The sequence below is a fragment of the Arthrobacter sp. Y3221114 genome (assembly GCF_059092625.1).
Window position 1 is genome coordinate 135153 of the sequence record NZ_JBNHHW010000008.1, and the last position, 25324, is coordinate 160476.

At 66.5% G+C, this 25324-nt stretch carries 23 protein-coding genes and 1 tRNA gene; 9 read left to right on the plus strand and 15 right to left on the minus strand.

The window, feature by feature from the left end:
- Positions 1 to 141 precede the first annotated feature (141 nt).
- A complete protein-coding gene (locus AC5RV3_RS16170; protein ID WP_494122982.1) occupies positions 142 to 1317 on the plus strand; it encodes an NAD(P)-dependent malic enzyme in 1176 nt (391 codons plus the stop codon).
- 86 nt (positions 1318 to 1403) lie between these two features.
- Here the strand turns inward: AC5RV3_RS16170 and AC5RV3_RS16175 are convergent, their stop codons facing one another.
- Both AC5RV3_RS16175 and AC5RV3_RS16180 read right to left on the minus strand, forming a co-directional pair.
- A complete protein-coding gene (locus tag AC5RV3_RS16175) occupies positions 1404 to 2396 on the minus strand; it encodes a magnesium and cobalt transport protein CorA (RefSeq protein ID WP_494122983.1) in 993 nt (330 codons plus the stop codon).
- Between the two features lie 6 nt (positions 2397 to 2402).
- Entirely contained in the window at positions 2403 to 2654 is a 252-nt protein-coding gene (locus AC5RV3_RS16180; protein ID WP_494122984.1) for a cell division protein CrgA, read from the minus strand.
- A 269-nt stretch (positions 2655 to 2923) separates the two neighbouring features.
- On the opposite strand from AC5RV3_RS16180, the gene AC5RV3_RS16185 reads away from it, so the two are divergent.
- Entirely contained in the window at positions 2924 to 3568 is a 645-nt protein-coding gene (locus AC5RV3_RS16185; protein ID WP_493988405.1) for an aminodeoxychorismate/anthranilate synthase component II, read from the plus strand.
- Between the two features lie 51 nt (positions 3569 to 3619).
- Here the strand turns inward: AC5RV3_RS16185 and pknB are convergent, their stop codons facing one another.
- Genes pknB through AC5RV3_RS16220 form a run of 7 tightly spaced genes read right to left on the minus strand, consistent with a single transcriptional unit; the run spans position 3620 to position 12997 of the window.
- The gene (pknB, locus tag AC5RV3_RS16190) at positions 3620 to 5587 is read right to left on the minus strand and encodes a Stk1 family PASTA domain-containing Ser/Thr kinase (RefSeq protein WP_494122985.1); all 1968 of its coding nucleotides are present in this window, start codon (positions 5585 to 5587) and stop codon (positions 3620 to 3622) included.
- Between the two features lie 19 nt (positions 5588 to 5606).
- Positions 5607 to 7376, minus strand: a complete 1770-nt coding sequence (locus AC5RV3_RS16195) for a protein kinase domain-containing protein (protein WP_494122986.1) — start codon at positions 7374 to 7376, stop codon at positions 5607 to 5609.
- A complete protein-coding gene (locus AC5RV3_RS16200) occupies positions 7373 to 8821 on the minus strand; it encodes a peptidoglycan D,D-transpeptidase FtsI family protein (protein ID WP_493988408.1) in 1449 nt (482 codons plus the stop codon). The genes AC5RV3_RS16195 and AC5RV3_RS16200 overlap by 4 nt, the downstream gene beginning before the upstream one ends.
- Positions 8818 to 10239 (minus strand): FtsW/RodA/SpoVE family cell cycle protein, encoded by a 1422-nt coding sequence (locus AC5RV3_RS16205; RefSeq protein WP_494122987.1) that lies wholly within the window; start codon positions 10237 to 10239, stop codon positions 8818 to 8820. The genes AC5RV3_RS16200 and AC5RV3_RS16205 overlap by 4 nt, the downstream gene beginning before the upstream one ends.
- Positions 10240 to 10242: 3 nt before the next feature.
- On the minus strand, positions 10243 to 11781 hold the full coding sequence (locus tag AC5RV3_RS16210) for a PP2C family protein-serine/threonine phosphatase (RefSeq protein ID WP_494122988.1): 1539 nt from the start codon (positions 11779 to 11781) through the stop codon (positions 10243 to 10245).
- Positions 11782 to 11783: 2 nt separating this feature from the next.
- Positions 11784 to 12260 (minus strand): FHA domain-containing protein FhaB/FipA, encoded by a 477-nt coding sequence (locus AC5RV3_RS16215; protein ID WP_494110942.1) that lies wholly within the window; start codon positions 12258 to 12260, stop codon positions 11784 to 11786.
- Entirely contained in the window at positions 12260 to 12997 is a 738-nt protein-coding gene (locus AC5RV3_RS16220) for an FHA domain-containing protein (protein ID WP_494122989.1), read from the minus strand. Before AC5RV3_RS16220 ends, AC5RV3_RS16215 begins: the two co-directional genes overlap by 1 nt.
- 362 nt (positions 12998 to 13359) lie before the next feature.
- Here AC5RV3_RS16220 and AC5RV3_RS16225 point away from each other — a divergent pair.
- Positions 13360 to 13442, plus strand: a tRNA-Leu gene (locus AC5RV3_RS16225).
- A gap of 170 nt (positions 13443 to 13612) precedes the next feature.
- Here AC5RV3_RS16225 and AC5RV3_RS16230 read toward each other — a convergent pair.
- Positions 13613 to 13963 carry a DUF5997 family protein gene (locus AC5RV3_RS16230; RefSeq protein WP_493988896.1) on the minus strand — a complete coding sequence of 117 codons (351 nt, stop codon included), beginning with the start codon at positions 13961 to 13963 and terminating at the stop codon, positions 13613 to 13615.
- 60 nt (positions 13964 to 14023) lie between these two features.
- On the opposite strand from AC5RV3_RS16230, the gene AC5RV3_RS16235 reads away from it, so the two are divergent.
- The 3 genes from AC5RV3_RS16235 to AC5RV3_RS16245 are packed head-to-tail and all read left to right on the plus strand — an operon-like array spanning position 14024 to position 16505.
- A complete protein-coding gene (locus tag AC5RV3_RS16235; RefSeq protein WP_494122990.1) occupies positions 14024 to 14833 on the plus strand; it encodes a LysR substrate-binding domain-containing protein in 810 nt (269 codons plus the stop codon).
- Between the two features lie 50 nt (positions 14834 to 14883).
- Positions 14884 to 15663 (plus strand): inositol monophosphatase family protein, encoded by a 780-nt coding sequence (locus AC5RV3_RS16240; RefSeq protein WP_494122991.1) that lies wholly within the window; start codon positions 14884 to 14886, stop codon positions 15661 to 15663.
- A gap of 44 nt (positions 15664 to 15707) precedes the next feature.
- Positions 15708 to 16505, plus strand: a complete 798-nt coding sequence (locus tag AC5RV3_RS16245) for an enoyl-CoA hydratase/isomerase family protein (protein WP_494122992.1) — start codon at positions 15708 to 15710, stop codon at positions 16503 to 16505.
- Positions 16506 to 16641: 136 nt separating this feature from the next.
- Here AC5RV3_RS16245 and AC5RV3_RS16250 read toward each other — a convergent pair whose 3' ends face one another.
- Together AC5RV3_RS16250 and AC5RV3_RS16255 are read right to left on the minus strand one after the other, a co-directional pair.
- Entirely contained in the window at positions 16642 to 16800 is a 159-nt protein-coding gene (locus tag AC5RV3_RS16250; RefSeq protein WP_494122993.1) for a hypothetical protein, read from the minus strand.
- 21 nt (positions 16801 to 16821) lie between these two features.
- Positions 16822 to 18510, minus strand: a complete 1689-nt coding sequence (locus AC5RV3_RS16255; RefSeq protein WP_494122994.1) for an NERD domain-containing protein — start codon at positions 18508 to 18510, stop codon at positions 16822 to 16824.
- A 224-nt stretch (positions 18511 to 18734) separates the two neighbouring features.
- Between AC5RV3_RS16255 and AC5RV3_RS16260 the strand changes: the two genes are divergently transcribed.
- Positions 18735 to 19319 (plus strand): SRPBCC family protein, encoded by a 585-nt coding sequence (locus tag AC5RV3_RS16260; RefSeq protein WP_494110949.1) that lies wholly within the window; start codon positions 18735 to 18737, stop codon positions 19317 to 19319.
- 50 nt (positions 19320 to 19369) lie between these two features.
- Here the strand turns inward: AC5RV3_RS16260 and pstS are convergent, their stop codons facing one another.
- Together pstS and AC5RV3_RS16270 are read right to left on the minus strand one after the other, a co-directional pair.
- Positions 19370 to 20485 (minus strand): phosphate ABC transporter substrate-binding protein PstS, encoded by a 1116-nt coding sequence (gene pstS / locus AC5RV3_RS16265; protein WP_494110950.1) that lies wholly within the window; start codon positions 20483 to 20485, stop codon positions 19370 to 19372.
- 42 nt (positions 20486 to 20527) lie between these two features.
- On the minus strand, positions 20528 to 22033 hold the full coding sequence (locus tag AC5RV3_RS16270) for an FAD-dependent oxidoreductase (protein ID WP_494122995.1): 1506 nt from the start codon (positions 22031 to 22033) through the stop codon (positions 20528 to 20530).
- A 127-nt stretch (positions 22034 to 22160) separates the two neighbouring features.
- Between AC5RV3_RS16270 and AC5RV3_RS16275 the strand changes: the two genes are divergently transcribed.
- On the plus strand, positions 22161 to 22727 hold the full coding sequence (locus AC5RV3_RS16275; RefSeq protein ID WP_494122996.1) for a cysteine hydrolase family protein: 567 nt from the start codon (positions 22161 to 22163) through the stop codon (positions 22725 to 22727).
- A 13-nt stretch (positions 22728 to 22740) separates the two neighbouring features.
- Here the strand turns inward: AC5RV3_RS16275 and AC5RV3_RS16280 are convergent, their stop codons facing one another.
- A complete protein-coding gene (locus tag AC5RV3_RS16280) occupies positions 22741 to 23331 on the minus strand; it encodes a TetR/AcrR family transcriptional regulator (RefSeq protein WP_494122997.1) in 591 nt (196 codons plus the stop codon).
- 359 nt (positions 23332 to 23690) lie between these two features.
- Here AC5RV3_RS16280 and AC5RV3_RS16285 point away from each other — a divergent pair, with 359 nt between their 5' ends.
- On the plus strand, positions 23691 to 25301 hold the full coding sequence (locus tag AC5RV3_RS16285) for an MFS transporter (protein ID WP_494122998.1): 1611 nt from the start codon (positions 23691 to 23693) through the stop codon (positions 25299 to 25301).
- Positions 25302 to 25324: the final 23 nt, after the last annotated feature.

Here is a 25324-nt window from a genome sequence, read left to right on the forward strand (position 1 = left end):
TCGGATCGAATGCGCCGCGCCCGATGCCTTGAGAACGGCCAGCCGCGGCCTCTCGGAGGACCTGCTTCCTGTCGGGCCTGTCCCAGGCCGGGCCACTCACGCGCCCTCCCGTGAAGGGAAGGAACAACAGAAGGAAACTACGTGACTACCGAAACTGGCAACTCCGCACGAATCGACCTCACCCGCGAGGAGATCTTCAGCGCCCACGAGGGCGGCAAGCTGCAGATCGGCCTCACCGCCCCGCTGGAGACCAAGCGCGACCTTTCCATCGCCTATACACCGGGGGTTGCCCAGGTCAGCCGTGCCATCAACGCGGATCCGGAAATGGCGGGCAAATACACGTGGGCCTCGCGCTTGGTGGCAGTGGTCTCCGATGGCACCGCGGTGCTGGGATTGGGCAACATCGGTGCGGCTGCCTCGCTCCCGGTGATGGAGGGGAAGGCTGCCCTCTTCAAGCAGTTTGCCGGCTTGGACTCCATTCCGCTGGTCCTCGAGACCACCGACGTCGGCGAAATCATCGAGACCCTGGTGCGGCTGCGATCGAGCTTCGGCGCCGTCAACCTTGAGGATATTTCGGCGCCGCGCTGCTTCGAGCTCGAGGCCCGTCTCATCGAAGCCCTGGACATGCCGGTCATGCACGATGACCAGCACGGCACCGCCGTCGTAGCCCTTGCTGCGCTGACCAATGCCGCCCAGGTGGTCGACCGCGAGCTGGCGTCGCTGAAGGTGGTTATTTCCGGGGCGGGCGCGGCGGGCATCGCCGTCGCCGAAATCCTGCTGGCCGCCGGGGTTGCCGACGTGACGCTGCTGGATTCGCGCGGCATCATCCACAGCGACCGCGGCGATTTGACCGGGGTCAAGGCCGCCTACGCTGCCCGCACCAACCCGCGCGGGGTGACCGGCGGCAGCGCGCAGGCGCTCGACGGGGCAGACGTGTTGATCGGCGTTTCCTCCGGCACGATCCCGGAAGAGACCCTGGAGAAGATGTCCGACGACGCCATCATTTTCGCGCTGTCCAACCCGGATCCGGAAGTACACCCGGATACGGCCGCGAAGTTCGCGAGGGTTGTGGCCACCGGACGCAGCGATTTCCCCAACCAGATCAACAACGTCCTGGCTTTCCCGGGAATTTTCCGTGGCGCACTGGACGCCGGTGCCCGCCGCATCACCTCCGCCATGAAAGTCGCCGCGGCGGAGGCAATCGCGGGAATCGTCGGGGAAGACCTCGCGGCCGACTACATCATCCCCAGCCCGCTGGACCCCCGGGTCGCCCCGGCCGTCACCGCTGCCGTGATGGCCGCGGCAGACGCCGGCTGACCGCCCCGCGGCCGCCGTCCCGCCAGGAGCCCGTTCCCGTATCCAGGGAGCGGGCTCCTGCCCCATCTGCCCCGGTCACGCGGGCTTCAGAGCCACCTGTTGCGCCGGAAGAACCAGTAAAGCCCGAGGGCGGTCAGGAACATCAGGACCAGCGACATCGGGTAGCCCAGCGGCCAGTCGAGCTCCGGCATCACGGTGAAGTTCATCCCGTAGACCGACGCCACCAAAGTCGGGGCGAAGAGTATGGCGGCCCACGAGGAGATGCGCTTGACCTGTTCGTTCTGCGCGACGCTGGTTTCGGTGAGTTTCTGGGCCTGCAGGGTGGAGCTGAGGCTCAGGGCGTTCTGCAGGACGGCCCGGAAGGCGTCGACGCGCTCGTTCAGCCGGATCACATGGTCCTCGACGTCACGCAGGCCGCGGGCCACCTCAAGGTTCAGGGCAGGATTGTCGGTGCCTCGTTCGAGGACGGTGATCATGCCCTGCAGCGGCTGCAGGGCACGCTGGAACTCGATGACCTCGCGCAACAGTTCGTAGATCCGTCGTGAAACGTCTGGATCGCCGCCGAAGAGCTGGTCTTCGATCTCGTCGATGTCGTTCTCCAGGCCGAACACCACCGGCTCGTACTCATCGACGACCTGGTCCAGGACCGCGTAAAGCGCCGCCTGCGGTCCTGTTGCCAGCAAATCGGGCACGGCCTCCATCCGTTGCCGGACGTGCGCCAAATCCGGCGACTCCGCGTGCCGGACGGTGATCAGGAAGTCCCGCCCCATGAAGACGTGCAGTTCGCCGAACTCCACTTTCTCCGTCTCGTCGATGTAGCGCGCGGGCCGGAGTACGGTGAAGAGCGTGCGGCCGTATTGTTCCAGCTTGGCGCGCTGGTGGCCCCGCAAGGCGTCCTCCACGGCCAAGTGGTGCAGGTCGAACTCCGCTGCCACAGCGGCCAGCTCCGGCTCGCTCGGCCGGTAGAGGCCAATCCAGGCCATGCCCGCGTACCGGTGCAGCTCGCTGAACGTCTGCTCCAGGGTTTTGGGCGTGGCGGCACGGACGCCGTCGACGTAGATGCCGTTATCGACCAGCATGACTGCCTACGAGCGCCACCTGGTCGTCATCAGGAAGCCGGCGATGGCGATACCGAAACCGATCATGATGTTCCATGACCCTGCTGCCGGCAGCGGCCATGCCCCCTGCGTGATGTAGAAAACGATGATCCAGAACAGGCCAATGATCATGAGGCCGAACATAACCGGTTTAAACCAGACGGCGTTGGGCTTATTGCCCTTGGCGGTCAATTCCTCGGGACGCCGTTCGGTCCTCTTGCGGCGCTTCGACTCGGGCACAGATCCTCCGGGGCATCAAGGGGTGGTTGGCACTGCCTGACCGGGGCCGCAATCTCCATGCGAGTCCGCCGCCGCCGGCCGTCTAGCTGTTTAGTCTAGCCAATGTATGTGACGTTCGCCGCCGCGCATTTGCCGGGATCACCGCGCGGGACCGATCATGGAGTGAGTGCTGCTGAATTGCCGCTTGGCTCCTGGTCCCCTGACGGGGTGCCGGCCGGCTTTCGCAGCCTCCTGTCCCGGAACAACTCCACGATTGGCACGACCGTCACATGAGCAAGACTCCGCGCATCCTCGTCGTCGACAACTATGACAGCTTCGTCTACACCCTGGTCGGTTACCTCCAGGAACTCGGCGCGGAAACGACCGTGGTCCGCAACGACGACGTCACCCTCGAGGAGGCGGTGGAACTGGCCGCAGCCCGCGACGGCGTGTTGGTCTCCCCCGGCCCGGGAACGCCGGCTGAGGCGGGCATCTGCATCGAGCTGATCCGTTGGTGCGGCCGGGAAGCGAAGCCCATGTTCGGCGTGTGCCTGGGCCACCAGGCGCTGGCCGAGGCATATGGTGCCACCGTCACCCACGCTCCGGAATTGATGCACGGGAAGACCTCCCACGTGACACACGGTGACCAGAACGCCTTCGTGGGTGTGCCGAACCCGTTCACGGCCACCCGCTACCACTCGTTGGCGGCCGTGCGCAGCACCATCCCTGCCGAGCTGGAGATTACCGCGGAGACCGACAGCGGAGTCGTGATGGGGCTGGCGCACCGGAGCGCGCCCCTATGGGGCGTGCAGTTCCATCCCGAATCGGTGCTGACCGAAGGCGGGTACCTGATGCTCGGCAACTGGCTGGAGTCGCTCGGTGCGGAGGGCACGGCCGAACGCGCTGCCACGCTCAGCCCACTCATTACCCACTGACCCCTCCGGGACGGGATTGCCCCGGAGGGCCGGTCGCCTCTACCGGTTGGCTCAGTCGTTGCCGTTGCCGTTGCCGTTCCCATTGCCGCGGCCGTTCCCGCTGCCGTTCCCGCTGCCGTTGCCGGAGTTGTTCCCGCTGCCGGAGCCATTTCCTTTGTTGGAGTCCTCCGGGTCCGACGTAACGGTCTCCGAGGGCTCAGGTGCAGGCGGTTCAACGGTGACCGTCAGGACCATCTCGGTACCCTGTTCGACGTCCGTTCCCGCTTTAACGCTCTGGCCGACGACGGTGCCGGGCGCGACCACCTCGTTGTCGACCTCTTGCACCCGGTAGGGCAGGGCGACGGCCGCGTCTTCCAGCATCGTGCCGGCTTCTTCGAGAGTCTTGTTCATCAGGTCGGGAACGCGCACCATGCCGTTCGAGATGACCAGGTCCACCGTGGAGCCGGTCTTGACCTTCTCGCCGGGAGCAGGCTTGGTGGTCACCACATTCCCGCGCGGCAGGGTGGCGCTGTTCGCCGGAACGTTTTCCCCCGGCTCCAGACCCAGGTTCCGGAGCTTGTCCCGTACCTCGGCTTCGGTGCGGCCGGCCAGGTCCTTGGGAATGGTGGCGAATTCGCTGCCTTGGGAGATGTAGACCACGACTTGGCTGCCCGGTTCCAGCTGTTCTCCGACGTCCGGATCGGTTCGGGTTGCCATGCCCGCCTCGACGTCGTCGCTGAACTCCTGTTCAACCCGTGGCTGGAGGTCCGCTGCCCAGACGGCGTTGGTAGCGGCGTTCTGGTCCATCCCCGCCACGGCTGGAACGGCAACCGTATCCGGGACGGCGTTCTGCGCCAGCATGTTGTAGACGTAGTAGCCCCCGCCCACCAGCACCAGCAGCAGGGCAATGATCAGCGTGACAATCCAGGCCCGGCGCTTGGCCCGGCGTTCGGGTTCGACGTCCTCTTCGGTGCCCACGGCCAAGGCTGTGGGGAGATGCCCGCGGTCATAGGAGGCGGTGTCCGGTCCGGCGTCATCGTCGGGTGAGTAGGCGGTGTGGGATAGTTCCGGAGTCTCGCCAGACACGGCCTGGGCCTGCTGCGTGATCAGTTCCGTGGCGGGAGTCAGTGCGGGGAACGCTTCGGTTGCCGTCCCGGCCGCCTGGTGCGACGTCCCGGCCAGGGCCGCACGCAGCGCGTCCGAGAATGCCGCGGCCGTCTGGAACCGGTCGGCTTTGTCCTTTTGGAGCGCATGTTCCAGCACGGAATCCAGCGCAGGAGTGACGTCCGGGTTGAAGCGGCTGGCCGGTTCGGGGAGTTCGCGGACATGTTGGTAGGCCACGGAGACCGGGCTGTCACCGATGAAGGGCGGACGGCCGGCAAGCATTTCGTAGAGCAGGCAGGCGGCCGAGTACAGGTCGCTGCGCGCATCCACGGCTTCGCCCCGGGCCTGCTCGGGGGAAAGGTACTGCGCGGTCCCCAGGACGGCCTGGGTCTGCGTCATCGTCGCTGCCGAATCGGCCAGCGCCCGTGCAATGCCGAAGTCCATCACCTTCACGCTGCCGTCCGGCGTGACCATGACGTTGGCCGGCTTTATGTCGCGGTGCACGATGCCCGAGCGGTGGCTGTATTCGAGCGCGGCCAGGACGCCGAGGGCATAGCGGACCGAATCCTCGATGCTCAGCTCGCGGGCCTTGATGAATTCACGCAGCGTCCGGCCCCGGACGTACTCCATCACGATGAACGGGACCTTGACGTCGTGCGCCGCACCCCCGGGTAGATCCATGTCCCCGGTGTCGTAGACGGCAACGATTGCCGGGTGGTTCAGCCCGGCCACCGCTTGGGCTTCGCGCCGGAACCGGGACTGCAGCATCGGGTCGCGGGCCAGGTCGGCGCGCAGCTGCTTGACCGCCACCGAGCGCCCCAGGCGGATGTCACGGCCCAGCAGCACATCGGCCATCCCGCCGCGTCCGATGAGTTCACCCACCTCGTAGCGGCCAGCCAGGATGTGCGGCGAGTCCACTGGTTGTCGTCCTTCCATCAGACCGACCAGGATCCGGTCACGGCTTACCGCCGCGCGTGTCGGGAGCGGAGGTCGGCAGGCCCTTGGCATCAGGTGAGCCCGTTTCTGTCGGCGCCGGAGTTTCTTCTTCTTCCGGCCCGCTGGAGACAACGTAGCTGACGGTGGACCCGACCGGAACGTCACCGCCGTCGGGAGACAGGCTGAGCACGGTGCCGGCCTCTTCATCGCTCGGCTGTTCGCCGGACTTCTGCGGAACCAGGTTCAGGCCGATCAGGGCTTCGCGCACCTGCTGCTCGGACTGCCCGGCAAGCCCGTTGGGAATGGTGACAGTTCCGGGGCCGGTGGAGTAGGTGACGGTGATTGCTTCGCCGACCACGACGGCGCCGGTCGGCGCGATGTCGATGACGGTATTCTCGGCTTCGCCGCTCTCCACCGGGTTGGGAACCACCTGGTAGCCCATGTTTTCGAGCTCGGACCGGACGTCGCTGAAGGGTCGGCCCAGGAACGCATTGGCCGACAGTTGGTTGGTCTCCTGCGTTGGTGTTTCGCGCGGTTCCTCGGTCTCTTCTTCGGTTGGCGCGGCGGAGGTGGTCTTCGGCGCCGACCGTGTTGTCGAGCTGGAGGCGGACGGCGACGACTCCGTGCCGCCGGTGGGGGTCAGCATGGGCAGCAGGATCGCGCCGGCCACGGCGAACAGAATCAACAGGATCAAGCCGACCAACGGCCAGGTCCAGGGACTGCGTTTCTTCTGCTGGCGGCGCGGTGTTTCGTCGGGCTCGTCGCTGTCCAGATCCTGGTCGGTCCAGTTCCGTTCGGCGCCGAGGCTCGCAGCTTCCGCGTCGTCGACGGCAGGCAGCTGGGATGTCCCGGCGCTGACGGCGCGGGTCGGAGCGGTTCCGGGGGCGGGGACCGGAGCAGTCATCAAACCGGTGCTGTCGTCCCCGCCGAACAGCAGCATGCCCGGGACAGCTGCTTCGGCGGCCCGGATGTTGCCGGCACGGATGGCGTCCGCCGCCTCGGCGAGCTTTTCCGCGTTGGCCGGCCGGTCGGCCGGGTCCTTGGCCAGCATGGACATCAGCAGTGCGCGGACCGGCCGCGGCAGGGACTCGGGCAGCGGCGGGGGAGTGTCGTTGACCTGGGCCAAGGCAATGGCGATCTGCGATTCACCGGAGAACGGCCGGGAACCGGAGAGGCACTCGTAGCCGATGACGCCGAGCGAATAGATGTCGCTCTGTCCGGTGGCTGTCTGTCCCGTCGCCTGTTCCGGCGCCAGATACTGGGCGGTGCCCATGACCTGGCCGGTTGCGGTCAGCGGAACCTGGTCGGCCAGCCGCGCAATGCCGAAGTCGGTGATCTTGACCCGGCCTTCGGGCGTGATCAGCAGGTTTCCGGGCTTGACGTCGCGGTGTACCAGGCCCTGTGCGTGGGCGACGGCAAGCGCCTTGGCCGTCTGGGTGATGATGGACAGCGTCCGGTCCGGTGATAGCACACGCTCGCGCTCGATGATGGCCGAGAGCGGATGGCCGGGCACGAGCTCCATCACCAGGTAGGCGGATCCGGCCTCTTCGCCGTAATCAAAGACATTGGCAATACCGGTGTGGTTCAGCAGCGCGGTGTGCCGGGCCTCGGCTCGGAAGCGGTTGAGGAAGCCCGGGTCGCCCGTGTACTCCTCTTTGAGGACCTTGATGGCGACAATGCGGCCCAGGACCTGGTCCTGCGCCTTCCAGACCTCACCCATGCCGCCGATAGCGATACGTTCAGTGAGCTGGTACCTGCCGCCTAAGGTGATACCCGAGGTAGGTCTCACTTATTTAACACCGCCTCTAGGAGTTGCCGAGCACTTGGACTTGAGAGTGAAGAACCGGTAGTCACATCGACGTCCTCGAAGACGACGGATACGACGGCCTGGGGGTCATCCGCCGGCGCAAATCCGGTGAACCACGAGTTGTTTCCTTCTTCGCCGGCCAGCAGTTCTGCCGTCCCGGTCTTGCCGGCCACCTCGACGCCCGGAATGGCGGCCCCGCCGCCAATGCCCCGGCTGACCACATTGACCATCCAGTCCTGAATCAGCTGCGCGTTGTCTGCGGAAAGCGAACGCTGCAGTTCTTGGGGCTCGGGGCTGTCCATGACGCGCAGGTCCGGCGCGCGCACCGTGCGCACGAGGTTCGGCTTCATCAGCACGCCGTCGTTGGCGATGGCGCTGGTCGTCATGGCCACCTGCAGGGGGGTCACGCGGACGTCGTACTGGCCGATGGCCGACTGGGCGAGCAGGTCATCGCTCATGCCGGTCGGGAACTGGCTCGCGGTGACATGGGTCGGGATCTGGTAGGACTCGCCGTATCCGAACTTGGCGGCCTGCTCTGCGATGGCGTCTTCGCCCAAATCCATGGCGATCTGCGCGAAGGGCGTATTGCAGGATTGCTCCAGGGCGAAGGAAAAGTCGGCGGTGGTCCGGGCTGCACAGCCGCCATTGAGGTAGTTGGGCAGCTCAACGTTAGTGCCGGGAAGCGGCAGGGACGGGGGGTTGTCGAGCTTGCTGTCGGCGTCGTATTGGCCCGACTCCAAGGCGGCAGCGGCTACGACCAGCTTGAACACGGAGCCCGGGGCCAGCAGGCTCTCGGTCGCCGGGTTGGTGAACGGAGACAGTCCCGGCACCTTCTCCAACTCGGCCATGTTCTGCGTGACCTCTTCGGTGTTGTGCCCCGCCAGCGCGTTCGGATCGAAGCTGGGCTTGGAGACCATCGCGAGGATGTTGCCGGTGTCCGGCTCCATCACCACGATCGAGCCCTTAACGCCGTCGGGAATCAGGTCCCAGGCCAGCTGCTGCAGCTCGGGGTCCAAGGTCAGCTCCACGGAGGCGCCCTCGACCTGGCCGCCGGAAAACATCTGCACGATCTGTTCGTAGAAGAACTCGTCGCCGGAACCGGAGAGCTGATCGTTCATCGCCGACTCCATCTGCGTGGAGCCGTACACCAGCGAGTAGAAGCCGGTGATCGGCGCATAGAGCGCGGGTTCGTTGTAGACGCGCTGGTAGGCGAACTCGTCGTCCGAGGGAACCGACTCGGCGATCGGGTCGCCGCCCACCAGGATGGCGCCCCGGTTCTTGTCGAAGTCCTTGTAAATGGTCCGGCTGTTCCACGGGTTGGCGTTAAGGTTTTCGGCCTCGAAGAACTGCACGACCGTGAGCGATCCAAACAGCAGCGCGAACATCGCGATGGCGACGATCCAAGTATTGCGGATGGCCTGGTTCATGGCTGGATCACCTCCGTGGATCCGGTGTTCCGTCCTTCGGTCTGGTTGCGGCGCGACGGCCGGTCACCACCCGGAGGACGTCGGCCGGCGGCCGGTCCGGTCAGGGCAGGACGGCGTGCCGCGTCGGAAATCAGCAGCAGCAGGGCGACGATCAGCCAGTTGGCCAACAGCGAAGAGCCGCCGGCGGCCAGGAACGGTGTGGTCAGACCGGTCAGCGGAATCAGGCGGGTGACGCCCCCGATCACCACGAAGCACTGCAGCGCCAAAGTGAACGAGAGCCCCGTCGCCAGGAGCTTTCCGAAAGCATCCCGGCTTCCCAGCGCCGCCCGGATGCCACGGCTGACCAAGAGGATGTAGAGCATCACGATGGCGCTGAGCCCGATGAGCCCCAACTCCTCGCCGAGTGCGGCAATGATCATGTCGCTGTTCGCATAGGTCACCAGGTCAGGCCGGCCTTGCCCGAGGCCCGTGCCGGTGAGCGCACCGCTGGCTAGCCCGAACAGCCCCTGGACGATCTGGTGGCTGCCGCCGATTCGGTTGTAGACCTCGGGGTCGAACGCATTGATCCAGCCGTCAATACGTGCGGTGACGTGCGGGAACAGCTGGAAGGCCACGACACCGCCCACCGCAATCATGAGCAGGCCGATCAGGACCCAGCTGACGCGGCTGGTGGCCACATAGATCATGGCCATGAACAGGCCAAAGAACAGGATCGAGGAGCCCAAATCCCGCTGGAAGACCAAGACGCCGATGCTGACCAGCCAGGCCACCAGCATGGGGCCCATGTCCTGCCAGCGGGGCAGCTGCAGCGGGCCGATTTTCTTGCCCGCGAGCAGGATGAGGTCGCGGTTCGTGGAAAGATACCCAGCGAAGAATATGGCGAGCGTGATCTTCGCGATTTCGCCCGGCTGGAAGGTGGCGAACCCCAGGTTCACCCAGATCCGGGCGCCGTTGATTTCCATCCCGACGAACGGCAGCAGCGGGAGGATGAGCAGGATGGCGCTGGTTATCAAGGATATGTAGGTGAAGCGGCGCAAAACGCGGTGGTCGGGCAGCAGCCAGATAACGGCGACCACGACGGCGATGGCCACGCCGGTCCACAGGAGCTGGCGTCCCGCGGCGGAGTCGTTGTTGGCAATGTCCAAGCGGTGGATCATCGCCAGCCCCACGCCATTAAGGGCGGTCACGATCGGGAGTATTACCGGATCGGCATATCTCGCCCGGAGGCGCAGGACCACGTGCACCACGAGGACCAGCACCACCAAGGTGCCGCCCTGGGTAAAGAAGTCGCTGTCGAAGGCCCGGTCCTGGTCCAACCCCACCAGCATGTTGGCTCCGATGCCGACAATCAAAGCCAGCACGAGCAGGAGCAGTTCGGTGTTGCGCCGGGAACGGGGCACTGTCTGGATGTTACTCATGGCTTATCCACCTACACATTCCGGTGGCACGGTGGGTCGGGGACTGGCAAGCGGTCCAGGAGTCGCCCGCGGCGAACCGCTGGGCCGGTCGGTCGGTACAGCACTGGGGCTGGGCTCGGGTGCCGGGCAGTTCCGCTGGCTGCTGATTCGCAACTGTTCCACGATCTCCTCAGCGTGCCCCAGGTCCCGTGCGGAAATGCTCGACTCCAGCCGTTGCTGTTGGTAGGCCGGCAGGCTTTCCAACGGGATGTTGTAAACCGTGTCCACATGTGAAAGCGCTACCGGCCCGAAGTTCTGGGAGACGCCGTTGAAGATGGCCACCCGTCCGTCGGCCGAGGCAACGAAATACTGCGTCTGCGTCCACAGGTAGCCGAACCACATGACCGCCACCAGCAGCAACGACATGACGGTCAGGAATGCCGGAATCAGCCAGGGCTTGCGGACCGGTGCGGGGGCCTCGGCGTCGGGCGTTTCCGGATCCTCCGGAGCCTTGTGGGTCAGCAATGCGGCCGCCCGGCGCTTGTTGGAGTGGGCCGTGACGATTGGAATCTGTCCGGTTTCGGTGGCAAGTGCCGCGGCACCCACCAGCACGTGCGGACGGGTCTCCAGTTCCCGGCGGATGGCCTCGGCACGGATTGCCTCGTGCGGTTGCAGCTCTTCGTCGGCGGTGCCCGTCCCCCCTGCGGCTCCCTCGGGAGAGGCTCCGGCGGCGGGTGTCGGCGCCGGGACCACCGGGGAGGCGACGCCGTCGTGCTTCAGGGCTGATGCCTTCGGCCGTTCCGGGGCGAGGCCAAGGGAGGCGGTATCGGCTGGCTCGGGTGCCGCTTCGGCGACCTCGACCATCACGATGGTCACGTTGTCCGGGGAACCGCCGTCAAGCGTGAGATCCACCAGTTCATCGACGGCGTCCTGCAGCGTGGGTGCGTTGCGCACCACGGACTCCACCACACTGTCCGGCACTACCGCGTTGAGTCCATCGGAGCAGAGCAGCCACTTCTCCCCCGGCTCGGCCCGATGGCTGGCCAGGTCGAGTTCGGGGCTGGCATCGACGTCGCCCAACACGCGCATCAGCACGTTGCGGTGCGGGTGGATCTCGGCTTCCGCGGGAAGGAGTCGGCCTTCGTCGATGAGCCGCTGCACGAACGTGTGGTCGACGCTGACCTGCTCGAAGGTGCCGTTTTTCAGCCGGTAGGCACGGGAATCGCCGATATGGGCGAATTCGAGCTTGTCGTCATGCAGCAGCAGGGCCGTGACGGTCGTGCCCATGCCCGCCAGCTTGGGACTGGTCTGCACCAGTTCCGAAAGGATGGAATTGGCGGTCTGGATCTCGTCGGCCAGCACGTTGGCCGGATCCTGATGGCCTGAGCGGTCCAGGTGGACCAGGTCCAGCACCGTGGACGCCGAGGCCACGTCACCGCCGGCATGGCCGCCCATGCCGTCGGCCACCACGGCAAGATAGCGCCCGGCGTAGGCGGAATCGTCGTTTTTGGACCGCGCCTTACCCACGTCAGACCGCGCTGCATAGCGCAGAACCAGAGCCACCGTCAGGGCCTCAACTCAATGACCGTCTTGCCGATCCGGATGGGAACGCCGGGGTCAACGGGCAGCGCCCGCGTCAGCTGGTTCTCTGCAAGGTAGGTGCCGTTGGTGGAGCCGAGGTCCTCGATGAACCAGCGGCTGCCCTGCGGAAAGAGCCGGGCGTGCCGGCCGGAGGCGTAGTCGTCCTCCAGCACCAGCGTGGCTTCCTGGGCCCGGCCCAACAGGATGGGGCTCGCGGCCAGTTCCAATGAGTGCCCTGCCAGCGGCCCTTCCGTGACCACCAGGCGGCGCGGAGCCACCCTGGGAGCCGGAGCATCCGCCAGATCGGGATTCTTGCGGACTTCGCGCGCGGTGGGGGAGCCGGTGCGGCTGCGCTTGCCGATCTGCAGGTCCCGCCGCAGGGCGGCGACGATGCTGATGATCATGATCCAGAGCAGGATCAGGAAACCGAACCGCAGCGCGGTGACGACCAGCTCGCCCATTAGGCCCCGCCGCCCCGTGTCGGCAGCAGGCGGAAGGTAATGCGGGTGCGGCCCATGGTGATGACGGAGCCGTCGGTGAGGTCAATCTGGCCGTTGATCTTTTGGCCGTTGACATAGCTGCCGTTGGTTGAGCCCAGATCCACGGCCACAGCCGAGCCGCCTTCGGTGCGGATCTCCAGATGGCGCCGCGAGACTCCGGTGTCGTCCACCATGATGTCGGCTTCGGAGGAGCGTCCGAGGACGATGGACGGCGCGTTAAGCGAGTAGCGCTGCCCGTTGATTTCCAGCACGGGCGTCAGCAGCGTGGGCTGGCGCGACGGCGCCGCGGGGGCGCTGCGCTGCACGGGCTGCTGCTGGTGGCCCTCGGATTTCACCACGGTGGCGTGGACTTCGAAATCGCCGCCCTTGAGTTCGCCGTCCTTGGTGAAGGAAACGCGGACCGGACCCTGCAGGGTGTACTTCTGGCTGTTGACGTGGCGGATGACCACGTCGCACAGTTCTTCGGCCAGCGTGGCGCCCCATTGTTCTGCCATGGCGTAGTCGGAATCGCCCAGCCTGACGTCGAAGACGTTGGGAGCCAGCGTGCGGCCCTGGGCCAACGTGATGGAACCGTTGTCCAGTTCGCGGCGCAGCCGGCTTGCAATCTCCACCGGCTGCACCTGGCCTTTGCCGCCGACGGAGAAGGCGCCGCGGACCATCTTTTCGATGCCGCGCTCCATACTGTCCAGAATGCCCATCGGGCCGCCTCCTCCCAGAGTTGTCGTCAGGTGGTGCCCCGCTGCGACAGCGGACAGGGCACACCTGTCTGGCGATTCTTCCCTTCGATACTACTTGGGCGTGTCCCAAAAGGCCCCATTCAGCAACGACGGCCGCGCGCGCGGCGGCGCCGCAGTGTGGTGAACCTCACCGCCAAGGGAGCGCGACGGCGGCCTGTGCGGCCCGCGGCGCGGGCCCTCCGATCCCCGTCAACGTGCGGTAACTCGGGGGCCAGTGCCCCGATTGGGAATTTGGGACTGTTTCACGCTACTATTGATCTCGCTGTTCTTGAGGAAAGCGAACCGGGAAATCGGTTGGCTCACCAAGAGGGCAGGCGAACTGCGCGCGAGTGGCGGAACGGCAGACGCGCTGGCTTCAGGTGCCAGTGTCCGAAAGGGCGTGGGGGTTCAAATCCCCCCTCGCGCACGCAGAGCAAGAGCCCCGGTCTTCGGATCGGGGCTCTTGCCGTTAACGTGCAAACCCCCGGGCCCTTCCTAGTCGAAGGCGGCCGCTTCCTCGGAGGCGGGACGACGGCCGGTTGACGTCCCGCCGGTAAGTCAGGCGCTGCGCGGATCGGCGGTGGCAGCGCCGGCGGATCAGCCTTGTTTGCCGGCTGCCTTCACGCGCTGCTCCTCGGCGCGCACGGCGGCAAACGAGGCACGTTCTGCCACCAGCCATTCCGGCGGATCCTGCAGCAGGGCGGTGATCTCCGCCGTCGTCAGCGGTTCGGTGATGCCGCCGCGGGCCAGGCCGGAGATGGAGACGTTGAGTTTACGGGCTACTTCCGGCCGCGGATGCGGACCGTTGCGGCGCAGGTCGGCAAGCCATTCCGGCGGATCCGACTGCAGCTGGTTAAACTCCTCGCGCGAGATCAGGCTGTCCTGGAACTCCTGCGGGGCCGCGGGCAGGTAGATGCCCAGTTTCTTGGCGGCCGTGGCCGGTTTCATGGACTGTGCCGATTTCGCGCTCATAAGCCCAGCCTAGCCGCCCTGCGCTACGGTGATGAAGTGCAGGATGCAGACCAGGAGCCGACGACCACGGCCCAATTGGCCGGACTGAAGGTCGGCTACGTCCCGGGCGTGACCCCGGGTAAGTGGACCCGCCGGTGGGCGGAACGGCTGCCCGACGTCCCGCTGACCGCATTCCAGTGCGGCGAGGAGGAGCAGACAGCCATCCTGCGCGACGGCCGGGCCGACCTGAGCTTCGTGCGGCTGCCGGTAAACCGTGAGGGGCTGAGCGTGATCCCGCTGTATACGGAACTGCCCGTGGTGGTCGCGCCGAAGGAACACGATGTTGCCCTCTACGACGACGAAGTCCCTTACCAAGAGATCGCGCACGAGAACTTCCTGGACCCCGGACAGATGGGCGGCGCCAAGACCGGTATCGAGGTCGTGGCGTCCGGTGCGGGGCTGATGATCCTGCCGATGTCCGTGGCCCGGCTCTACAACCGCAAGGATGTCATCTACCGAACGGTCACCGGCCACCCCGAAACGCAGATCGGCCTCGCGTGGCTCACCGACCGGACCGAGGCCGCCATCGAGGAGTTCATCGGGATTGTCCGTGGCCGCACGGCGCGCAGTTCGCGCCAGCCCTCGGTGCAGGAACAACAGGGCAAGGGCAAGGGCCGCAAGAACCCGGCCAAGAACGACGGCGGAGCCTCCGGCGCGGGGAAGGGCACCGCTGCGGGAAAGGGCTCCGGATCGGGGCGGGCGGCGGGAGCCGGCAAGGGCGCGGGCAAGCCGCCCGGCCAGGGCAAAGGCAAACCAGGCGGCGGCCGCACCCCCAAGGGCCGCGGGCCGCGGCGCGGCCGCCGGTAGCAACTGCACCTGCATGCCGCGTTCCCTGCGGCGTTGGCTAGGCTTCAGATATGACCGTGAGCAGCCCTGACCACCTGGACGATACCGAACTCGCGGCCTGGCTGGTGCGCGCCGCAGGAACGCTGGCCAACGGAATGCGGTCCGGGGTGACCACGTTCGAGGAGAAGACCAGCATCTCCGACGTCGTCACCGCTGCAGACCATGCCGCGGAGAAACTGGTCGTGGACACGCTCCGGCAGCTGCGGCCGGAGGACGCGATCCTGGGCGAGGAAGGCTCCAGCCACGAGGGAACCTCCGGCCGGACCTGGGTCATCGATCCGGTGGACGGCACCTACAACTTCTTCACCGGCGGGCACTACTGGTGCTCCGCGCTGGCGCTGACGGATGACGCCGGAGCCCGGCTGGGGGCGGTCTACCACCCCGCCGAGGACGTCCTGTGGATCGGCGGACGGGACCTGCCCACGGCCCGGAACGGCCTGCGCGTGGGCGAAATCGCCAGCGCTCCCTTGGCGGCCAGCTGCGCCGCGGCGTACCTGCACCACACGTATTTGCGCGACGAGGCCGCGGGCGAGCCCTACCTGCGCACTCTGCTGGGTTCGGCCACGTACCGTACCTGGGGGTCGGCGTCATGTGAGTTGGCGGCAACCTCCGCCGGAATTTTCGGCGTCTGGTACCAGCAGGGGCTGCCGGACTGGGACTGGCTTCCGGGCAAGACCCTGGTCGAAGCGGCAGGCGGTTCCACCGCTGTCCTGGAGGTCGACGGCTACCGCTGGTCGGTGGCCGGGGGACGCCAGCAGGTGGCCGACGCGGTCGCCCTGCTGCGGGGATGACCGCGTCCCGTTCCGGGCATGCCCTTCCGTGGCATAGTGGGGCTGTGGAAAAGACCTATGAAACGATCCAGCTCGAATGCCTCGGCGAATTGGCCACCGTCGTCATCAACCGCCCCGAGTCGCTTAACTCATTGAACACGCAGGTCGTGGCGGACCTGGCGCAGTTCGTGGCGGACATCCGCTCGCCGGAAGGCGGGGAAGTTCGCAGCATCCTGATCACCGGTGCGGGCGGGAAAGCCTTCGCCGCCGGCGCAGACATTCGCGAACTGGCCTCCATGGGACCGGCGGAAGCGGAAGCACACAGTGCAGCCATGCAGGACCTGACCCGGATGCTGGAGACCCTGGACCTTCCCGTCATCGCCTGCGTCAACGGGTTTGCGCTGGGCGGCGGCTTGGAACTGGCGTTGGCCTGCGACTTCATCTACGCCACGGCCAACGCGAAGTTCGGCCTGCCGGAAGTCGGCCTGGGCCTCATTCCGGGCTTCGGCGGGACGGTCCGGCTGCCGCAGCGGGTTGGCCCCGGCCGGGCCAAGGAACTGATTTTCACGGGCCGCAGCATCGGCGCCGAGGAAGCCCTGCGGATCGGACTGGCCAACGCCGTCTTCGCCAGCAAGGACGACATGCTCGACGCCGCCGCCGCCACCTGCCGGGAGATTTCCGCGAAGTCCCCCGCCGCCGTCGCGAATGCGAAACGAACGGTCGATGCGGCCCTGGGCCGTCCCACCGCCGAAGGGTTGCAGGTGGAGCGCCGGGCCTTCGGGCAGGCCTTTACCACCGAAGATTCACGGATCGGCCGGGATGCCTTCCTGGCCAAGGAGGCGCCCGCCTTCACCGGGCACTGAAGGCGGGCGCGGGCAGGGATAGATCAGCGATGGCGGCGCCATGCCGGATCGTACTGGGTGGCCAGCCGCGCCAAGGTCAGTCCCGCCAGCAGCAGGCCGACGTCACGCAGCGCCACGTCGTAGAACCCTGGCAGCGTCAGCAGGTTGGCGATGACGCCGCCAGCCAGAGGGAAACAATGTAGGCGCCGTAGCGGGGCTTGAACCAGACGATCATGCCGGCGGCTATTTCCACCACGCCAACGATCAGCATGGCGGTGTGGGCGCTGAAGGGCAGCAGGTTGGTGATCCATGGCACTCCCGGTGTGTTGCGCGAAAGTTAATGGCTTTGCTGTTGCTCCTCCGGATCCCAGGATTGCGTCTGGGTCAGTCTCTTGGCCAGGGCAGGGCCGCCAACACCGGCGATAACCGACCGTTCGCCGACGATGACCAGCAGGCTGCGCGCGCGGGAGAACCCGGAATAGAGCATCTCGCGCGCCCGCTCCGGATCGCCGAATCCGTTGACTGCCAGTACCACCACCGAGCGTTCGAGTCCCTTGAAGCCAAGCACGTTGCCGTAGAACACGTCGTCGTCGTCAAAAAAGGCGTCCCAGTATCCGTGCCAGCCCAGTGCATCCACCGCTTCCTGATGGGCCGGATGCTTGTGCTTGGTGGTCAGCAGCGCCACCTGCTGCGGGGCCCAGCCCTCACGCTCGAGCAGCTGGGCAACCGCATCGTCGGCCCGAGGGATGACGGTCCCGGGCGTCGCCTCCACCAGCCGGATGCGCGGGCCGGAGAGGCCCCGCGGAATCGCCAGTTCGGTAGACAGCGCGGCGCAGAGCGCCGCGATCTGCCTGGTATTCCGAAGGTTTTCATTCAGCACGAGCGGAGGCGCCTCGATCGGCGGCCGGCCGTCTCGGCCGAATATGCGCTGGTCTTCGTCCATAAACACATACAGGCCCCCGGCGGCAGGTTCCTTCAGGCACTCCAGGACGGCCTCCCACCACAACGCGCCAAAGTCCTGTCCCTCGTCCACGACGATCGCGTCGAAGAGTTCGCGGACCGGTTGGTTCTTGGCGAGCCGTTGCAGTGTCCGGGGGAGGTAGTGCTCGTAGTACCGGTTGGTCAGCAGCCGGGGATCCAGTGGATGGTGCGCGGACCAGCGGAGCGGCAGGTCATAGAACATGCCCACGTGTGCCGGGCGTTCGGTCGGCTTCCACCCGGCCGTCTCGGTTTCGAAGTACCGGGCCAGGCCTCGGCTGGAGCACAGCAGCGCCACCCGCTGTCCGTCTCGGGCCAACCGCCGGGCCTGTTCCAACGCAAGCCAGGTCTTGCCGGTGCCTGCGCCGCCGATAACGCGTGCCCGCGGCTGGTCCTTCAGGAGATCCAGGATCGCCGATTGGTCCAGGGTCATCTGGTCGGCGCGGCTTTCGTGCTCGGCCGCCGCGGATAGTGCACCGTTGTCCGGGCGGGCGCGCGTCAGCCATGCCAGGATGCGGTCACCAATATCCGGCGAGGTTTCGCCGTCTCCGTCGCCGCAGAAGTTGATGGCTTCCCGGATTGTGTCGTCCGGATACTTCAGGTCCTGGCTGCCGATCACCATGGACCGCCTGAGGCCGGGGATGTCCCAATGCCGCGGCAGCCAGGTATCCGGAAAGGCCAGCAGGTGGGCGAAGCGGACCTTCCGGCTAAGCCCCAACTGGGAGCCGAGGTAGCGCTGGAGCATGTGCCGGGCGTCCTGGACGTGGACCAGCGGGTCCTTGATGCGGTGCTGCCGGCCATTGCCGGACTGGTACCACTGGCCCGCGTCGTAGCTGATCTGCCCGCCTTTGACCTCGATGGCCGCGATGCCGACACCGGGCCAGACAACGAGCAGGTCGATCCGACGGGCGGTGCCGTTTTCGACGATGTCGACCGAATGCAGCAGGGCGGCGGACGGCGGCAGCGTACGCTTCAGCGCCTCCCAAACCTGCCGCTCGGCAGGCTGGTCCCGGCCGAACTCAGGCTGTTCCGGAAAACAGCGCGGCATACCGCCCCCTCAACATCAACGCAGTGGTTTACCACACAGACTACCCAATGCAGGTCATCGGCCCTTCCGCCCGAACGTCGGGGCCGTTGCAGCAATCCCTCGCGTGCCGTGTCGGTGCGGCCATTCATTGCCGCGCCTCGGGCCGTTCTGTAGCGTTAATGCCAGGTGGCAACTCATGAAGGCGGTGCCCGCGGCGCCGTTCCACGGGTGGAATGAGGATGATCATGGCAACCATAGAAGAAACGGTCGAGATCGCCCTGCCCGCACACAAGGTTCATGAGGAGTGGCTGCGCTTCGAATACTTTCCCTCCTTCATGCACGGCGTGAAGTCAGTGATCCGGACGTCCGACACCACGCACCATTGGGTCACTAAAGTCGGCGGCGTGCAGCGCGAATTCGATACGGCCGTGACCGAGGACGAGCCCGGCCAGCGGATCGTGTGGAGGAGCGAGGGCGGTGTCAGGCACAGCGGCACCGTGACGTTCGGAAGAATCGACGCCGACACGACGTCAATGCACGTCCACATCGATTGGGAGCCAAGTTCCCTGCTGGAAAAGGCCGGTTCCGGGCTGGGATCGGACCACCGGGAGGTGCGCAACGAGTTGTGGCGCTTCAAGACCTTCGTCGAGTCCGGAGGATCGGAAATGCACGAGCCGGGCAACCAGCAGTTCTACGGCGGAACCTTTGCCGGCGGATTTCCTCCGGAAGCCTCCGCCCAGCCGGACATTCCGCGCAACGAGGATGCCAACGCCTACAACCGGGAACCAGACGTCCAGGAGCCGGAGGACCGGGCGGGTTCGGGCAGCTAGTCCGCCGCGGCCGCCGCATGGCGTGCCGCCGCTCCAGCTTGCGGCCGCCGTCAGGAACGGGTGCTGATCCGCTCCACGGAATCCACGGCGCGCCTTGACAGCTCCTCGGACAGCGGCGCGCTCTTGGCGGAGTCCGCCGCGTCGTTCTGGCCTTCGGGGCTCAGGACATACTGCGCAAACGCCTTGACCAGGTCAACCTTCTCCTGGTCCTCGTACGTGGTGCAGTAGATGTGGTAGGAGACCAACATCAGCGGATAGGCGCCGGGGGCGGTAGTCGTCCGGTCCAATTCCAGGGCCAGATCGTACTCCGGCCGCCCCTCGACAGGTGTTGCTTCGTCGAGCGCCTTGGCTGCCGCTTCTGCGCTCACCGCAACGTAGTCCTCGCCGACCTTGAGGTTGACCTTGCCCAGCGGAGCCCCGACGGCGGAGTCGTCTGCATAGGTGACGGCGCCTTCCGTGCCGGCCACCATGCTCACGACGCCGGTGGTGCCCTGCGCGTTCTCCCCGGCGTATTCTGCGGGCCAGGTGTCGCTGGGCTCGGGCGTCCAGACATCGGGGACCACGGCGTGCAGGTACTCGGTGAAGGTCTCCGTGGTGCCGGAGTCCTCCGAGCGGTTGACGGGAGTGATCGCAAGATCGGGCAGCTCGATGTCAGGATTGTGCTCCGCGATGGCGGGGTCGTCCCACGACTGGATCTCGCCTTGGAAAATCCTGGCAATGGTTTCGGCGTCCAGATTCAGTTCGGTGATGCCCGGAAGATTGAACGCCACGGTGATGGGCGAGATGTAGGCCGGGACGTTGAAGCCGCCGTCGGGGCCGCAGACCTTGCGCGACCGTTCCACTTCTTCGTCGTCCAAGTAGGCGTCCGAGCCGGCGAACTCAACGGCGCCGGCCAGGAAAGCGGTGCGGCCCGCGCCGGAACCGTCCGGCGAATACTGGACCTGCGCGTCGGAGTGGAGCAAGCCGAAGCCGGCCACCCAGGCGTCCATCGCCGCGTTCTGGGACGATGCTCCGGCACCTGTCAGGGTGCCGGACAGGGAGGAGCCCTGCCGGGCGGCGGCTTCCTGGGCAGGACCCAGCGGGTAGTCGGAGCCGCAGGCGGCCAAGGACAGGGACATCAGGGCGGCGGTGCCAAGGGCGGCCGCGCGGCGTTTCAACTCAGGCATCCGCACTAGCCTACCGGTGCCGCGGCGTCAGCCCCAAGGGGGCTACCGCCCGTCGAGGTCCTTGACGGCGGGGCCTTCCAGTACCTTTCCGTCCGCGCTGAAGCGGGACCCGTGCAATGGGCAGTCCCAGCTGCCTTCGGCGTCGTTCCAGGACAGCACGCCGCCCAAATGCGTGCATACCGCGCTGACCCGGTGCGTGGCGGAGTTCATGGTACAAATGCCCACCGGTCGCGAATTTTCCCGCACCACCGTGCCCTGACCCTCCGGCGGTGCGGCGTGGGTGGTATGGGTCAATCCGCCCAGCCATCCGGACAGCAATTCCAAACCGACGGACAAATTGGTGCCGGCGGTGCTGGCGGCGTCCCGTCCGGAGATGCGCGACTTATAGAGGTCCTTGGCCCAATGATTGTCGCCGCCCAGGATGGAGGCCGACAGCGCCAGTGCCGCCGCCACTGCGTTGGTCATACCCCACTTGTTGAATCCGGTGGCCACCATGATGCGCTTTTCCCCGGGCAGGATCGGACCCACATAGGGCACCGCACCGGCCGGTTCATAGTCCTGCGCCGACCAGGTATGCGTAGGCTGGGCACCCGGAAAGTGCTGTTGGCCCCAGCGGAGCAGGTCATCGACGAGGCCCCGGGTATGGCTGTGGCGGCCGACCACGTGGCCGTTGCCGCCGGCCAGCAAGACCTCCCGGTCGCCGTGGCGGGCGGTCCGCAGCGAGCGGGTCGGCGCGTCAATGGATAAGTACATCCCGGACGGGATCCGCCCAGGGACCGTGAAGGCGGCGGCGTAGGAACGCATGGGCTTGAGCACGCTGAAATGTCCACCGCGGTTGAGCATGGGCGTGCCGGTGGCCAGCACCAGAATGCCGGTCTGAACATCGCCCAGCCCCGTGCGCACGGTGATGTTTCGGGGCCCCGCCCCGGCACCGCCGTCTTCCGTGCGGCCGATGCCGGTGACCCGCATGCCCTCAAAGACCATGCCTCCGCGGCTGCGCAGTTCTGCGACAAGCGCGGCCAGCAGGTGCATCGGATGGATCTGCGCCTGGTCGGCCAGCCGAAGCATCCCGGTGACCTCGAACGGCAGCTCGCCGGCGCCGGAGACGGTCTCGACCGGCAGGCCGGCGGATTCGCTGGCGCGCTGCTCCGCCGCGAGATCTTCGGCGCCCTGGGGGGTGGTGGCGTACGTGAACGCATCACGCCGGTCGTACTCCACCCGGTGTTCGTCGCAGTACCGCAGGATCCACGCCTGGGATTCCTGCTGGGCGGCAACATAGGCGGCGGCAGTGCCGGAATCGTGGTGGTGCGTAATGCGCGAAAGCTGGCTGCCCTGCAGCAGGGATACCTTGGCGGTCGTATTGCCGGTGGTGGCGGCCCCGACGGTCCGGGCCTCCAGCACGGCAACCCGCTGCCCGGCCCTCGCGAGCAGGACGGCAGTGGTTAGACCGGTCAGCCCGGCTCCGGCCACCACCGAGTCGAACCCGGTTTGGCCGGAGTACGTGTCAACGGGAACCTCTTGAGCGGTATCGAGCCAGAGCGAATGCATGATGCTGTCCTTTCGGCCGACTGGTAGTACACACCACACCCTGTCGCTGCTGGCGCGTCAAGACCCAAAGTGGGGGTGCACCTGACAGGATGGAAGCGACGACGACGACCGGCGGAAGGCGGAGGGCATGAAAACTGCGGTGCTGATGATCGACTTGCAGAACGCGTACTTCGAGGACCCTGCCTTGGCCAAGCGGCAGGAAGCCGTGGTGGAGTCAGCCAATCTGTTGATCAGGACCGCGACGGCGGCGCAGGTGCCGGTGCTGCTTGTTTACACCCAACACCGCAGGGACCGTTCAACCTGGACCCTCAGCATGCTCGACGATGACCAGGGATTTTTGTTCGAGGGGACCGAGCAGGCCGAATTCCTGCCCGGGCTGCAGACCGAGGGCCTGGAGCGCATTGTCAAGACACGCGACAGTGCGTTTTTTGGCACGGACCTGGCCGGGCGGCTGCGGGACGCCGGGGTGGAACGCCTGGTCCTGGCCGGGGTGGCGACCCACAACTGCGTGGCGCAGACCGCGGCTGATGCCTTCGCGCACAACTTCCGCGTGGTCTTCGCCAAGGACATGCTCGCCTCGACCAATGAGGACTATGCCGGCTCCATGCTGCAGATCCTCAGCGATGAGTACCGCCAGCCCGTGCTGGGCCGCGGGGCGCTGGCCGAATTGCTGGCGGGCGCGCGCCAAGGCTGAGCCTGCTGCGGGATCACCCTTTCGAGAGCAGGTGACACCAGGAATCCGTCAAGGTCTCCAGGCATACGTCGCGATCCATGATCCAGCCCGTGCGGATCCACCGCTGCGAGAGGTATTCCAGCTGGCCGAAGGCAAGGACGCAGCGGACCTGCCGGCTGGCCGGGTCGAACCGCCCCGACCGGTCCAGCCCGGACGTCATGTCAGCGGCCACATCACGGAACCAGTCCTCCATGACCTTCGCGACCTCCGGCTCGACCGGGGCTGCCTGATAGACGGCATGCAGGTAGGGGCGGGTTGCTTCCCACTGGTCGAATTTCCGACTGATCCAGGCGCGGATCAAGTCGCGGGTACCCAGTTCCACCACGGTCGATAGGGCCGGGTCGTCCACGCTGGTGAGGATGGAGTCGACCGTCTTCACCACGTCGCCCATCAGCTGTGCCTTCGACGCGAAGTGCAGGTAGAAGGTGGTCCTCGTGGTGCCGGCCCGGGCGGCGATGTCGTCGATAGTCGTGGCCGCGTAGCCCTTGGATTCAAAGAGCTCCAGGCCGGTGTCCAAGAGAAGTTGCCTGGTCTGCTGTTTCTGAGCCTCGCGGAGTGTTGCCATGCCACACAGAATAGCCGGTGGCCGTGCCCCCTCCGGACCACGCCAAGCTGCCTGACGGATTTTCCTCCCGCATCTGCTGCCCCTGGGCGCGGTCGCCCCACCTTTCTGCGCATAAGCCGCTGAAGCGACATAACGAGTTGTCACTTGACACCGTGTATTCCCAATCAATACTGTTATCCCCATCACGGCGATCCTGTCGCGTGCGTCACAGCAGGACGCGAGGGCAAAGGGCTTTGCGGCAGGGCTTCGTCGAGCACCCGTCCACTACCAGGGCGGGCGAACGCAACCGCCACGAGGCCCGGGACCGCCAGGCAGCGCCCGTTCACCACACCGCTCACACCATGACAAGGAAGTTTCACATGAGCCAGGACCAGGGGACCCACACGTCATCGCCGCAGTCCTATCCACCGCCCCAGGCCCCGCCCGTGGAAGTCACGCCCGCGCGCACCAGGGGCACTTTGGTCGCTGCCTCGTTGGCTGTCATGGTGGCGCAGATCGCCAACGCGCTGCCCGGCGCGCTGAACGGCGAGTTCCAGCTCACCTTTAACACGTTCGGTTCCCAGCTCACCTGGATCACCGCCGCGTTCATGATTCCGGTGGTGGTTTTCGAGCTGACCTTCGGCGTGCTCGGCGACAAGCACGGCCACCGCAGGCTCGTGGTGGGCGGCGCCGTGCTTGTCATGATCGGTTCATTGATCTGTGCCATTTCCCCCACGGTCCAGGCCATGTGGATCGGCTCGGCCATCAACGGCCTGGGGGCGGGGGCGATTTTCCCCGCGTCGCTGGCGTTGGTCGCGTCTGTGGCGCGCTCCATGCAGGAGCGGGTGCGCGGCATCGCCATCTGGGCGGGCTTCCTCTCCGCCGGTTCGGCGCTGTCGCCCTTGCTCGGCGGCGTGTTTGCCGGCTTCGGTTGGTGGCGCGGAGCCTACGCCGTGGTGGTGTTGGCGGCCCTCGCCGCACTGCTGCTGACCGCTCTGCGCTCCGCCGAGGCCAAGGTGGCCCGGGAACGCCGGCTGGACATCTGGGGCCAGCTCACCTTCGCGCTGGGCCTGATCCTGGTTCTCTTTGGCCTGGTGCAGGGCCCCGAAGACGGTTGGACCAGCACCCATGTGGTGGCCGCCCTCGCCTCCGGTGCAGTGCTGCTGGCGATCTTTGTGGTCATCGAACTGCGCGCCGAGTCTCCGCTGCTTGAGCTGAGGCTGTTCCTGAACCGCCAGTTCGCCATCGCGTCGATCGTGGCCGTGGTCGGCATGTTCGCCTTCCTCGGCGCCTGCTTCTCCACGAGCATGTGGCTGGGTCCGGTCCAACACCAGAACCCGCTGTACCTCGGCCTGCTGTTCCTGCTGCTGCAGGGGCCGGCATTCGTGTTGATCCCCGTGCTGTCACGGCTGCAGACCCGAGTCTCGTCCCGCTGGCTGATGACCTTTGGATTCCTGGCCATGGCCGCCGGCGCAATGATCAACTCCAACGCCGATGTCACCAGCCGCGATGTGACCACTTTCATCCTGCCGTCCCTGCTGGTCGGACTTGGTTTCGCCTTCACGCTGAGCCCGATGACCGCTATTGCCGTGAACTCGGTGCCGCGGGAGATGACCGGCATGGCCAGCGCCACCACCAACCTGCTGCGCGACCTCGGCTTCGCGCTCGGACCGGTTCTGGTAGGCGCCATTGCCCTCTCCACCGCCGGCGGAAAGCTCATGACCTCCCTGCAAACGTCCGGTTTGGCTCCGGACCAGCTGGGTCCGGCGATGGGCATTGCGGAAGCGGGCGGTCCGATCGCGCTCAACAGCATCCCCGAGGGCGTCCCCGGATCGGGCGGCAGCCAATTCGCGCTCGAGGCACTGGGCAGCGGATTCACGCAGGCCTTCCTGGTGGTTGCCATCGCGGCCTTCGCAGCGGCGTTGCTCAGCTTCTTTGGGCTGCACGGTGTCAAGGAAACCGAACCGGACGCACCGGAAACGGCCTCCTAACACCGCCGCCGCCGGGCGCACGA

Excerpts from the sequence above, each read along its gene's own strand:
- AC5RV3_RS16280 (WP_494122997.1), bottom strand. The coding sequence starts at position 23,331 with ATGGCAACACTCCGCGAGGCTCAGAAACAGCAGACCAGGCAACTTCTC.
- AC5RV3_RS16255 (WP_494122994.1), bottom strand. The coding sequence starts at position 18,510 with ATGCCGCGCTGTTTTCCGGAACAGCCTGAGTTCGGCCGGGACCAGCCT.
- AC5RV3_RS16240 (WP_494122991.1), top strand. The coding sequence starts at position 14,884 with ATGACCGTGAGCAGCCCTGACCACCTGGACGATACCGAACTCGCGGCC.
- AC5RV3_RS16215 (WP_494110942.1), bottom strand. The coding sequence starts at position 12,260 with ATGGGCGAGCTGGTCGTCACCGCGCTGCGGTTCGGTTTCCTGATCCTG.
- AC5RV3_RS16260 (WP_494110949.1), top strand. The coding sequence starts at position 18,735 with ATGGCAACCATAGAAGAAACGGTCGAGATCGCCCTGCCCGCACACAAG.
- AC5RV3_RS16185 (WP_493988405.1), top strand. The coding sequence starts at position 2,924 with ATGAGCAAGACTCCGCGCATCCTCGTCGTCGACAACTATGACAGCTTC.
- AC5RV3_RS16285 (WP_494122998.1), top strand. The coding sequence starts at position 23,691 with ATGAGCCAGGACCAGGGGACCCACACGTCATCGCCGCAGTCCTATCCA.
- AC5RV3_RS16230 (WP_493988896.1), bottom strand. The coding sequence starts at position 13,963 with ATGAAACCGGCCACGGCCGCCAAGAAACTGGGCATCTACCTGCCCGCG.
- AC5RV3_RS16205 (WP_494122987.1), bottom strand. The coding sequence starts at position 10,239 with ATGAGTAACATCCAGACAGTGCCCCGTTCCCGGCGCAACACCGAACTG.
- pstS (WP_494110950.1), bottom strand. The coding sequence starts at position 20,485 with ATGCCTGAGTTGAAACGCCGCGCGGCCGCCCTTGGCACCGCCGCCCTG.
- AC5RV3_RS16220 (WP_494122989.1), bottom strand. The coding sequence starts at position 12,997 with ATGGGCATTCTGGACAGTATGGAGCGCGGCATCGAAAAGATGGTCCGC.
- pknB (WP_494122985.1), bottom strand. The coding sequence starts at position 5,587 with ATGGAAGGACGACAACCAGTGGACTCGCCGCACATCCTGGCTGGCCGC.
- AC5RV3_RS16270 (WP_494122995.1), bottom strand. The coding sequence starts at position 22,033 with ATGCATTCGCTCTGGCTCGATACCGCTCAAGAGGTTCCCGTTGACACG.
- AC5RV3_RS16175 (WP_494122983.1), bottom strand. The coding sequence starts at position 2,396 with ATGCTGGTCGATAACGGCATCTACGTCGACGGCGTCCGTGCCGCCACG.
- AC5RV3_RS16200 (WP_493988408.1), bottom strand. The coding sequence starts at position 8,821 with ATGAACCAGGCCATCCGCAATACTTGGATCGTCGCCATCGCGATGTTC.
- AC5RV3_RS16275 (WP_494122996.1), top strand. The coding sequence starts at position 22,161 with ATGAAAACTGCGGTGCTGATGATCGACTTGCAGAACGCGTACTTCGAG.